Below are 11045 nucleotides of genomic sequence, written 5' to 3' on the forward strand. Positions count from 1 at the left end.
TGTCCCTCCTGAGAGCTTTCCATTTTTGGAAAGCTCGCCTCGTAAGCATCTCCTACTTATTTAAAAAATCCGTGCTCGTCAAACTGCATGTCCGCCGGCTCGCCGACGATTTCAACATAGTCCAAAGCCTGAATTTCCGGCAGCAGCGCTTCCGACACATACAGATGTTCGAGATGAAGCGTATTGGCGATCCGCATCACCCGCGCCTGCTCGGGTTTTACGCCCCAACTGCAGCGCAGCGCCGTTGTCAGCGCCGCCCGGTCGTTCTCCAGAATGATCGGAATCATTGCCCGGTGAAGGAACGTGCTTGTAATGACATTTTCATTTGTTTTATGATAATCGATTTTGTCGAACAGACGCTTAGTCGTCAGATCGGCAAGCCCGACTCCCAAAGCGTTGCCTTGGCATTCCTCGCTTAAGTCGCCGGCGATGACGTATTGAATGACCGGGGAAGCCGGTTCCTCAACGCCGGAAATCCGCATCCGTCCGATAATATTCGTATCCATGCCCGTGCCGCTGAAGTTTTTGCCGATTTGATCGACAAACAAGACGTCAAGCCGGTCCACCGGCAGCTTGGGCATCAGCGACGCGGAGAAACGCAGCAGCTCGCGTTCTCTTTCTTCGATTTTCTCAGTCGGAATCGCTTCGATGACCGCCGTTTGCTCATAGGCGTTTTCGACGATTACCACGCCGCACAAAATGCTCGCCTTCTGCAGCACGACACGCGCTACCTCCGGCATAAAATCGCGGATACCTTCGACGCCGTAATTGTGGATCGCGAGCGCTTGCTTGTGCTTGCCAAGCCCGATCGCCGACATTTTCATAATCCCGCTTTCGATGCCGATCGGCGATTTGAAGTCGGTATGCACCTTCACCCGGCCGATCAAGATGATGCCGTCGCCTTCGGAAGCGTGGCGGTCCACATAAACGGGGATGCCGCGCTCCGTTTCTCCGATCTGTACGACCTCCATCGATGACAGGATCGGAGCCTCGCAATAAGCTTCGGTGACGCCAAGGCTGGCCAGCACTTTCACTTGGCCTTCGGCCGTGGCCCCGCCGTGGCTGCCCATCGCCGGGATAATAAACGGCTCGGCGCCAAGCGACTTTAATTTCGCCACAGCCGCTTTGATGATCAAGGCGATATTGGCGATCCCCCTGCTTCCCGCGGTCAAGGCGATTCTCATGCCCGGTGTCACTTTCGAGTCCAGGCCGGCCAGCGACAGCTGCTTCCATACCTCGGCTTCAATATCGTCAACCGCTGGCCCGGTAAAATGCTGCTTCACTTGAACCATCCGTGGCAGTTTCATCGCTTCCAAGCTCCTTTCGGCTTAAAACCCGGCCAATTTAACGGCCAGCTTCATTGCATGTTCCATCGCACCCGGGTTGGCAGTGCCTTGACCGGCAATGTCAAAAGCGGTTCCGTGTGCCGGCGTTGTAATAACGACAGGCAGCCCGCCGCTTACCGTGACGCCTTTATGGAAACCCATCAACTTCATGCCGGTTTGCGCCTGGTCGTGGTACATACTGACCAAACAGTCAAACGGCTGTTTATCCAGCCGCAGGAAAATCGTATCCGCCGGATAAGGACCTTCGACGTTGATGCCCTGCGCCTGCGCTTCTTTAATCGCCGGCGTAATTTCTTCGATCTCTTCCATTCCGAGCAGACCGCTGTCGCCCGCATGCGGATTCAGAGCGGCAACGGCAATCCGCGGGTTGACGAAACCGGCACGGGTGAGCGTATCTTGAGCGAAGCGGATGATACGGCCGACGCGTTCTTTTTTGACCAGATCGCTTACTTGCTTCAGCGGAATGTGTGAAGTGACACGGGTAAACCACAAATCGCCCATCACGTTGATTTCGCTAAAACCTTCCCTGCAATCCAATAGCGAAGCGAAGAAATGCAGCTCATCCATAAAATGATAACCGCCGCTATGGAGAGCCCCTTTGTTGATCGGCGCAAATACAAAGCCGTCCAGCTGCTTTTGCTGTGCGACTTTGACGATATATTCGAACGTTTCGCCGGTCGCTTTGCCGGAGACGGCGGATAATTGGCCAAGTGTATAGTCATCCGGAGACAAGTTATTCAGATCGATAAAATACACATCGTTGGGATTGTCGATTTGCCCGGCATGTTCGATTTTGCGGTAAGAGATGGTGCTTCCGACGATAGACTCGCCTTGGCGCAGTACCCGTTCGTCGCCGACGATCACCCATGTCGCCAGCTTGCTGATTTCCGCCGATTGCAGCGCTTTAACGGTCAATTCCGAGCCGATGCCTGTCGCATCGCCCAAAGTCACACCAAGAACCGGTTTTGTTTTCATTGTGTTTATGCTCCTTTATATTAAAAAATTTTGGACTATATTAGTTCAGCCCACGGCGGGTATATGAAACTAAGGACCCTTCTCTTTATCCATTAGATGTATTCGGCATTCGGGTCGCTTTATTCGGCTTTTGCTTGAATAGTCTCAAGCGGCTGCGATTTGCCGAATACCGGCTTTTCCGTCTGCACGGGAGCCGCCCATTTCACTCCGTTGGATATAACCTTCAGCACGTCTTTGTTGTAATACGTCGGGTACATTTCGTGGCCGGGCCGGAAATAAAAAATTTTGCCCTGACCCCGCGTAAACGTGCAGCCGCTGCGGAACACTTCTCCGCCTTCGAACCAGCTTGTCATAATCAGCTCGTCGGGTGCCGGAATGTCGAAAAATTCACCGTACATTTCCTCGCGCTCCAGCTCAATATAATGGCCGAGCCCTTCGGCGATCGGATGCGCCGGATTGACGATCCAGATGCGTTCCTTCTCATCGGCTTCCCGCCAGCGCAGGTCGCATGTCGTTCCCATCAGCTTTTTGAAAATTTTCGAAAAATGCCCCGAATGCAGCACGATCAGGCCCATGCCCTGCAGCACACTCGCGTGTACGCGTTCCACAATCGCATCTTCGACCAGGCGGTGCGTCTTGTGCCCCCACCAAATTAAAACGTCTGTATTGTTCAGCACCTCTTCCGTCAGCCCGTGCTCCGGCATATCCTGCGTCGCCGTGCGAATCTCTAAGCCCGGCTGGGCGATGCCGGCAGCAATGGCCGTATGGATGCCGTCCGGATATATTTCAGCCACTTTGGCGTTGTTTTTTTCGTGAAAAAATTCGTTCCAAACCGTCACTCGGATCATGTTGCCGCCCTCCTTTTCCGTATTCCGTTACTGCACCTGCACGATTTGACCGGTTTCCGCCGACTTCAGCGCCGCCAAGATCACTTTAAGCGACTTCAGGCCTTCTTCACCTGAAATCGCAGGTTTTGTTCCCGCTGTAATGTGGCCGACAAACTCGCGCACGATGCCGCTTTCGGTTTGTTTTTCGTTTGTAGCGACTTTGCCCATCTGATGCAGCAGACGTTCGCCGTTGTTGTAATCGACGATGACGTTGTAGGTCGTATCTTCGATCAGCCGCAATATGCCGTTCTCGCAGTATAATGTGGTGCTGTTGTCTTCCTTCGCTTTGTAAGTCCAGCTGGCGGCCAACGTGCCGATCACACCGCTTGCTGTTTTCAGCACGCACACCGCGTTGTCGTCGACGTCGGTGTTTTTCTTGTGCAGCGTGCCGACAAATCCGCCGACCTGCACGATCTCTTCCCCAAGCAGATACCGCAGCAAATCCGCCTTATGCACGCCAAGGTCGCCCATCGCGCCGATAAATGCCAGCTCTTTATTGAAAAACCAGCCCTCCGCGCCTTCAATGCTCCACGTCTCCGGTCCGCCATGCCCAAATGCGCTGCGGAATGTCAGCACACGTCCAAGCTCACCGCTTGCCAATATTTCTTTCGCTTTCTTATGAGGCAGCATCAGACGCTGATTGTGCCCGATCATCAGCAATTTGCCCGCCTTCGTTCCGGCCGCGATCATCGCTTCCCCTTCTTCGATTGAAACGGCCATCGGTTTTTCGCACAATACGTGTTTGCCTGCCTCCAATGCCGCTATGCTGATCGGCGCGTGAAGCGCGTTAGGCGTACATACGCTGACGGCATCCAGCCCTTCATGCCGAAGCAGCTCGCGGTAATCCGTGTACGCCTTCGCTCCGTACAACGCCGCCATTTCATTCACGCGTTCCTCGTGCGGGTCGCAGACCGCCACAATCTCTACGTTTGGCAGCAATGCGTATTCAGGCAGATGCCGTTTGCGCGCAATCGAGCCGCAGCCAATCACGCCAATTTTCAAAGTTGTCATATCCGTATGCCTCCACCCGAACTATTTTTATATATAGATTGAACCTCAGCCCTTCACGGCCCCGGCCGTAATGCCTTCAATAATGTAACGTTGCATAATCAGGAAAAAAGCGATAACCGGGAGAATCGCCATTGTTAATGCTGCCAGCGCCAAATTCCACTGATTCGCATATTCGCCGAAATACACATAAGTGGCGAGCGGGATCGTGCGGGTCGCTTTGGTCGTCAGCATAATAAACGGCAGCAGGAAGTCGTTCCAAATCCATAGCGTATGCAAAATCGCAATCGTCGTTGTGATCGGCGCCAACAGCGGCAGCAGGATCCTGAAAAATACGCCCACCGTGCCACACCCGTCGATGGTCGCCGCTTCTTCCAGCTCAGCCGGGATGCCTTTGACAAAGCCGTGATACAGGAACAACGCAAGCGGCACGCCAAAGCCAAGATACATCACGATCATACCCGGCAGCGAATTGATCAAATGAAAGTCTTTGGCTACCTTCACCAGCGGAATCATCATGGTCTGAAAAGGAATGACTAGCGATGAAAGAATGACTGTAAAAATAATGTTGCTGGCGACGCCCGGATTGCGCACAAGCTGATAAGCAGCCGCTGAGCTGAGCAGCAGGATCCCTACCACACTGCCGACGGTAATGATAAGGGAATTCATAAATACGCCGGGGAATTGCACCTGATTCCACACGGTGACAAAATTTTCGAACTGCCAAACGCTCGGCAGCGACGACGTGGAGGCCAGCACTTCGTCATATCGTTTAAACGCGTTAATAAACGTCAAATACAGCGGAATAAAAAACAAGATGGCAAAAACAATCATGACCAGCTCGATCACAAGTTTGCCGAAATCGTAACGGTCGTTCATTACATCTCCACCTCCTTGCGTTTAAGCAGCAGCACTTGAAGTACGGTAACGGAGGCCAATATGAGGAAAAACACAACGGACTTGGCCGATGCATACGTATATTCGTTTTTCGTAAAGGCGTCCAAATAAATATGCAGCGCCAGCGACTCCGTCGAACCAAACGGCCCGCCGTGGGTCAGCACAAAGTTCAGATCGAATACTTTAAAACCATGTGATATGCCGAGAAACAAACATACCGTAATCGCCGGCATAATCAGCGGAATAATGATGTTCCACAGCCGGTGCAGACGGCCTGCGCCGTCAATTTGCGCGGCTTCCAGCAAATCCTTCGGAATGCCCTGAAGCGCGGCAAGATATATGATCATCAGATAACCGGCATAATGCCATACGTTGACAAGCACAAGCGACCAGAACGCATAATCCGGTAAGCTGAGCCAATTTTTCGCAAAAATCGAAAGTCCTGTAAAGCTTGCGACTTGCGGGAAACCCCTCGTTATAATAAACGTCCATATAAATCCGATAATAAGCGATCCGATGACATGGGGCAGAAAAAATACCGTTCTTAACGCATTTCTTGTTTTTAACGCCATATTCAGCACAAACGCTAGAGCAAATCCTACGATGTTTACCAGGATGGTGCTGACAAACACGTATTTAATCGTAAACACAAACGACTTCAAATGTTCCGTATCGTGCAGCAGACGCTGGTAATTGCTTAAACCGGCCCATTTGATATCTTTGCTGATTCCGTTCCAGTCCTGGAACGAAAAAACAATTGCTCTGAAAAACGGCACCAATATAAACAAAGTGAAAAACAGGACGGTCGGGGAGACAAAGGCAATGTAGATCCATATTTTTCGTGTTTTACTTCGCGACATCAAGCATGCTCCTTACTCCCGAATGCACAATCAGCCAAAACGCCGTCTCCGATAGAGGCGGGAAGCGACGCATTGGCTGATCCATTCAACTTGAATTATTTTTTCACAGCGGTGTTCCACATTTTTTGCACTTCATCCAGTGCTTGGTCTTTGTTTAACTGTCCGCCGACATACGCCTGCAGCGGTTTGGTGAATTGCGCGTCCATACCGGCCGGCCAAAGCGAATATGCCCACGGAATCGTTTGATTTTTCTCCAGATATGTGTTCATGTCGGCCGCTAACGGCCCAAGCTCGCTGGTTGCCTTGAGATCCGTGAAACCCGGAATCAGGTGCATTGAGTCAACCAAATATTTTTGCCCGTTTTTATGCATCCAAGTCAGGAACTTCTTCGCTTCTTCCACCTGCTTGGAATCTTTGTTGATGACGTAATACGCCGGGATGCCTACCGGTAACTTCGTGTCGGCCGGGTTGTCGGTCAGCGGAACTGCAAACATGCCAATGTTCAAATTTGGATTCACTTTCTTGATCAGATCGATCGTCCATACGCCCTGCTGCATCATCGCCGTTTTACCGGAGGAGAAATCGGCAACCTGGTTGTCGTAGCTGATCCCTACAGACTCAGCGCCTTTACCGTATTTAACGGTCATGTCCAATACGTCGAAGAAATTTTTCATCAGCGGAACGTCTTGAACTTTAGCGTTTCCTGCACTGATCTTAGCGATCATCTCCGTCGAATCCGGCATATATGCGAACGGCAGGTTAAACAAGTTGCGTCCCAAAATGAAGTTCTCTTTATATCCTTCAGCGTAAGAAGTAATGCCTGCTGTTTTCAGCTTTTCATTCGCTTCCTTCAGCTCGGTAATCGTTGTCGGCAGTTTATCGATGCCGGCTTTTTTGAAAAGGTCTTTATTGTAAACAAATCCGTATCCTTCCATCGCTGAAGGGAAACCGTATTTCTTGCCGTTAATCGTCATGCCGGGCAGCGCGGAGGGCGAAACCTGGCTCATCCACGGCTCGTTCGACAAATCAAGCAGCCTTTCGCTCCATTCTTTGACGCCGCTGTAGCTTTTGGCGAAGAAAATGTCCGGCTCGTCCCCGGAGGCAAATCTCGTCTTGAGCATCGTGTCCAAATCGCGTACGACTTGAGCGTCAATCACGACGTTCGGGTTTTCTTTTGTGTAGTCGGCAGCCATCTGCTTAACCTGCTCGGTGACTTCCACTTTGTTCTGGATCAGCTTCAGCGTTACTTTCGGCGCATCTTTTTTGCCTTGCGGAGCCGACGAGCCCGATGCTGCCGGTTTCGGCGCTTCCTGGCCTCCGGCGCAGCCCGCCAATACGGAAACCGCTAACAAAGTTACGGCTGCCGTGGACATCCATTTTTTCATGTTCAGACCCTCCTGTAATTGAGATGGTATAACGTGTTGCTATACTTTTATTGTAGGGATTTCAGACAACCCCCGGCATGGAATATACTCGCTGAAACAAGGAATTATTTAATCTCATGAAGTTTGCGGTATGGGAACGGCGACATGCCGACCTGTTTTTTGAACACCTTGCTGAAATAATTCTCGTCGTCGTAGCCCAGTTGGCCTGCGATATCGGCAATCGACAGAGCGGTGCTTTTCAGCAGCGCTTTTGCTTTATCCATCCGCAAATCGGTCAAATATGCAACCACGGTGATGCCGTACGTTTCCTTGAATTTTTTCGAAATATATTGCGTGCTGAAATGAAACTGCTCCGACAATGCCGGCAGCGAAACGTCTTCATGATAATGCTTGTCCAAATAGTCCTTTACTTCCTCGATGCCGTGACCAGAGGTGATATTCGGGTTCATGCCGTCGATGAGCAGATGAACCTGCTGAATCAGCATCTGTTCCCATTCGTCCAAATCGTTGATCCATAGCGGCAAAAAAGGCACTTGCGCATCGCCGCCCACACCGGCCAGTTGTTTCCAGCGGCCGAGCAGTAGATTCGCTTCCATCGTGCATACCTGAAGTTCCTTCAGCAGCAGTTTGCCTCTGCGTCGTAAAGCATTTGCATGCTTGCCCAAGATGTCCGCGGCAAAAGTTTTATTGCCGGTCTCAATCGCCTGTTTCAGCAAAAATTGCTGATTCAGCAGTGCCGGCAGATCCTCTTGAACATTCGCCGCCGCGGCTGCCGAACCGGATAATATATCGCCGTTGAGCAGCGCATTTCTCGCTTCAGCAATGATTCCGTGGATTGTCTGCAAATGAGCGCATTCTCCGCTTCTTCCGATCAGCACGTCCAATTGGATCGTTTGCATCATAGCCCGCTTCAGCCGCTCCAAATAAAAGGTTCCCCCAGCATCGCCGGTTCCGACCTGGCTTTTAAACACAAGCAGCCACTGATAATCGTCCAGCCTGCATAAATAATGAGGAAAATGGCTGCCGAACGTGTACTGCGCAATATTGCGGACCGCAAAGGTGAACAACTCCTCATCCAGCATAAAACGCTGGTCCAGCACCTTCATCCGGTTTTTCGGGAGAATCAGGGCGATGTGAAGCCGCTGATCGGGCAAGCCGTTTTTCTCCACAATTTTGCGGACGGATGGCGACAACGGCATTTCCCCGCGAAAATAAGCGGCCAGCTTTTTCTCATCCAGCAGCGCATCCGCTTTCCGCACCACATATTCCCGTTCCGCATCGGTTTGTCTGGTTTCCGTCTGCTCTTTCCACGCCTGCACCGCTTTATGCAGCGCATCCTCGACATCTTTGCTGCGGAAAGGCTTTAATATATAATCGACCCCGTTCGCCTGAATGGTCGCGCGGGTATATTCAAAATCGTCATAGCCGCTGATCACGATGACATGGGTGTCGAGACCTTCCTCGCGTATTTTTTTCAGCAGCTCAATCCCGTTCATGACCGGCATTTTCATATCGCAGAACATAACGGCCGGTTTATATAATTTCAAGCTTTCCAGCGCCTGAATCCCGTTTTCCGCCATATACCTCCCGATGACGCCGAATTTCTCCCAATCCACTGACAAATCGATGGCTTCCCTTACATGCGCTTCGTCGTCAACGATCAATACGTTCATGTTATTGTTCCTCCCGTACCGGTATGATAAAAGTAATTTCCGTCTTCTCGTAAGGTTTGCTGTCGATATGCCACTCGAACGAATCCCCGTATTTCAACCGCAGCCGCTGCAGCACGTTGATCAAGCCGATTCCGCCTCCGTCCTTTTTATACGCATGGGGTTCCTCGAATTGCAGCTTCACCTGCTCGATTTCGCTGAAATCCATCCCTTTGCCGTTATCCATCATCCGGATCGTCAAAAATTGATCATCCACTGTAATGGTCAAATCAATCTCACCCGCACCCAGACCGCTTTCAATGCCGTGAATAATGCTGTTTTCGACAACCGGCTGCAGGATCATTTTGGGAACCGTGACATGCCGTGCGGCCGGATCGCAAGTGATGCTGTAGAGCAGCTTGCTGGTAAACCGGCTCTCCTGGAGGGACAAGTAATGCTCGATATGTTCGATTTCCTTTTGCAAATAGACGGTCTCCGTGCTGAAGTCCATGCTGTATCGTAAAATCGCGCCGAGCTGCGAGATTTTATCGTTGATTTCGTCCACCCGGTGGCGAAGTGCGATGGTGCCGATCGACTGCAGCGTATTGTACAAGAAATGAGGGTTGATTTGCGCCTGCAGCATCTTCAGCTGAGCCGTGGAAATTTCAATGCGCTGCTGGTATTCCCGAAAAATCATATCTTTTAAATTGCGCACCATCGTCTGAAAGCGCAACTCGAGAATGCCGATTTCATCTTCCCTTGTTTTGAACTGCTCGACATCGAATTGGCCGATCTCCACCCGGGTCATATTGCGGATAAGCCGTTTAATCGGCGCGATCGTCGAATAAGACAGTATAAATGTAAACAAGATAATTAGCGCAAAAGCGCTGAGCTGGATAGCCATCGATTGATCCAGCGTCCGTTTGGCCGACTGGTTAATATAATCCGACGGAATAAACTTAATCATCGTCAGCGGTACTCTCAAGTAATTGTCAGCAACTACGATAAAAACCCCTTTTTCCCCGTTGTATTCCCCTGACCAATAACCTTGACGGTCCCCGTTCATATTCACGTTGCGCTGCATGTCCTCCAACGAATTTCGCTTATCCGGCAGCCCGCCGGACGTATAAACAAGCTGACGGTCTTCATTCATATATAAAAAAACGGTTTCATGACTCGGATCAAACATCTGGTTGCCGAGACGTTCGATTTCATCCAGCGAAAAATAGATCGACAGAAGGCCAAGCACTGCCGGTTTCGGATAATCGATCAGTTTTTTGTGGATCGCCAAAAAACGCTCGCCGCCCCATTGTTTAATTTCATAACCTGGAACGGACGCCCACTCCTCCTTGCGCTCAGGTGGCAGCACCTGCTGCGGCAGCGCGCTGAACGAGGAATAGTTGAATTTAGCGTACTTCTGTCCGCTCATTCCGCTGTAAAAGTTGACCAGCTTGATTTCCGCGCGGCTCGAGAATAAATAGGAAACTTGGCGGTCGATATACGTATCCTGATCGAATCCGGGCTTGTCCAGCCATAAATAGCTGAGCAGACTCGGGTCATAATACCAGGAAACCGACAGCTGGTTGAGCTCCTGAAAATATTTTTTCATATTTTCCATGCCGATGTTCATCGTTTTCTGGTTCAGCTCAATCATGTTCGCTTCCAGCGACGCGGAGGTGGACCGGTACGAGATCAGGTTGGAGCATATAAATGGAATGGCCGTTGCGAGCAGCGTCCAGACCAGAAGCTTGACAAACAGACTGCGTTTGTACATTGAGCTCACCTTTCCTATTAAAATGTTTGACTATTATATCAAATTTGCCATCTGGACAATAAGGTAATATTCGACAAGAAATAAGGAGTTTTTTAATCCCCCCTCAATCCCCCCACCGGGGGACTCCAGGCGCTGCGCCAATGTTGTCAGGTTAGCAGAATTTGGTATAGTAGAAGTAAATGAGTGAAATGGGCGGATAAACCGTGAAAAAAAGAGCAAGGCTTTATCGGAACGTGCAATACGTATGATCTTCGGGGACGAGTT

The 11045-nt window shown here is 50.8% G+C and carries 10 protein-coding genes; all 10 read right to left on the minus strand.

Annotation, left to right across the window (positions count from 1 at the left end; translation table 11 throughout):
• Window positions 1-56: 56 nt before the first annotated feature.
• Window positions 57-1307 carry a nickel pincer cofactor-dependent isomerase, group 22 gene (locus tag EYB31_RS22670; protein ID WP_131015693.1) on the minus strand — a complete coding sequence of 417 codons (1251 nt, stop codon included), beginning with the start codon at window positions 1305-1307 and terminating at the stop codon, window positions 57-59.
• A gap of 21 nt (window positions 1308-1328) precedes the next feature.
• On the minus strand, window positions 1329-2321 hold the full coding sequence (locus tag EYB31_RS22675) for a PdxA family dehydrogenase (protein WP_131015694.1): 993 nt from the start codon (window positions 2319-2321) through the stop codon (window positions 1329-1331).
• Window positions 2322-2440: 119 nt separating this feature from the next.
• On the minus strand, window positions 2441-3169 hold the full coding sequence (locus EYB31_RS22680) for a ThuA domain-containing protein (protein ID WP_131015695.1): 729 nt from the start codon (window positions 3167-3169) through the stop codon (window positions 2441-2443).
• A gap of 27 nt (window positions 3170-3196) precedes the next feature.
• Window positions 3197-4219, minus strand: coding sequence for a Gfo/Idh/MocA family protein (locus EYB31_RS22685; RefSeq protein ID WP_131015696.1), 1023 nt, complete (start codon window positions 4217-4219; stop codon window positions 3197-3199).
• 45 nt (window positions 4220-4264) lie between these two features.
• Window positions 4265-5095, minus strand: a complete 831-nt coding sequence (locus tag EYB31_RS22690) for a carbohydrate ABC transporter permease (protein ID WP_131015697.1) — start codon at window positions 5093-5095, stop codon at window positions 4265-4267.
• Window positions 5095-5973 carry a carbohydrate ABC transporter permease gene (locus tag EYB31_RS22695; protein WP_131015698.1) on the minus strand — a complete coding sequence of 293 codons (879 nt, stop codon included), beginning with the start codon at window positions 5971-5973 and terminating at the stop codon, window positions 5095-5097. The genes EYB31_RS22690 and EYB31_RS22695 overlap by 1 nt, the downstream gene beginning before the upstream one ends.
• A 95-nt stretch (window positions 5974-6068) precedes the next feature.
• Window positions 6069-7358 (minus strand): ABC transporter substrate-binding protein, encoded by a 1290-nt coding sequence (locus EYB31_RS22700; protein ID WP_131015699.1) that lies wholly within the window; start codon window positions 7356-7358, stop codon window positions 6069-6071.
• A 104-nt stretch (window positions 7359-7462) separates the two neighbouring features.
• Window positions 7463-9031, minus strand: a complete 1569-nt coding sequence (locus EYB31_RS22705) for a response regulator transcription factor (protein WP_131015700.1) — start codon at window positions 9029-9031, stop codon at window positions 7463-7465.
• Between the two features lies 1 nt (window position 9032).
• The gene (locus EYB31_RS22710) at window positions 9033-10781 is read right to left on the minus strand and encodes a histidine kinase (RefSeq protein ID WP_131015701.1); all 1749 of its coding nucleotides are present in this window, start codon (window positions 10779-10781) and stop codon (window positions 9033-9035) included.
• Between the two features lie 33 nt (window positions 10782-10814).
• Window positions 10815-11045 (minus strand): hypothetical protein (locus tag EYB31_RS40670; protein WP_206105483.1); only part of this gene is annotated, 231 nt, incomplete at its 5' end.

Origin of the sequence: Paenibacillus thalictri, assembly GCF_004307995.1 — a bacterium.
Lineage (GTDB): Bacteria > Bacillota > Bacilli > Paenibacillales > NBRC-103111 > Paenibacillus_AF > Paenibacillus_AF thalictri.

Excerpts from the sequence above, each read along its gene's own strand:
- EYB31_RS22670 (WP_131015693.1), bottom strand. The coding sequence starts at position 1,307 with ATGAAACTGCCACGGATGGTTCAAGTGAAGCAGCATTTTACCGGGCCA.
- EYB31_RS22675 (WP_131015694.1), bottom strand. The coding sequence starts at position 2,321 with ATGAAAACAAAACCGGTTCTTGGTGTGACTTTGGGCGATGCGACAGGC.
- EYB31_RS22680 (WP_131015695.1), bottom strand. The coding sequence starts at position 3,169 with ATGATCCGAGTGACGGTTTGGAACGAATTTTTTCACGAAAAAAACAAC.
- EYB31_RS22685 (WP_131015696.1), bottom strand. The coding sequence starts at position 4,219 with ATGACAACTTTGAAAATTGGCGTGATTGGCTGCGGCTCGATTGCGCGC.
- EYB31_RS22690 (WP_131015697.1), bottom strand. The coding sequence starts at position 5,095 with ATGAACGACCGTTACGATTTCGGCAAACTTGTGATCGAGCTGGTCATG.
- EYB31_RS22695 (WP_131015698.1), bottom strand. The coding sequence starts at position 5,973 with ATGTCGCGAAGTAAAACACGAAAAATATGGATCTACATTGCCTTTGTC.
- EYB31_RS22700 (WP_131015699.1), bottom strand. The coding sequence starts at position 7,358 with ATGAAAAAATGGATGTCCACGGCAGCCGTAACTTTGTTAGCGGTTTCC.
- EYB31_RS22705 (WP_131015700.1), bottom strand. The coding sequence starts at position 9,031 with ATGAACGTATTGATCGTTGACGACGAAGCGCATGTAAGGGAAGCCATC.
- EYB31_RS22710 (WP_131015701.1), bottom strand. The coding sequence starts at position 10,781 with ATGTACAAACGCAGTCTGTTTGTCAAGCTTCTGGTCTGGACGCTGCTC.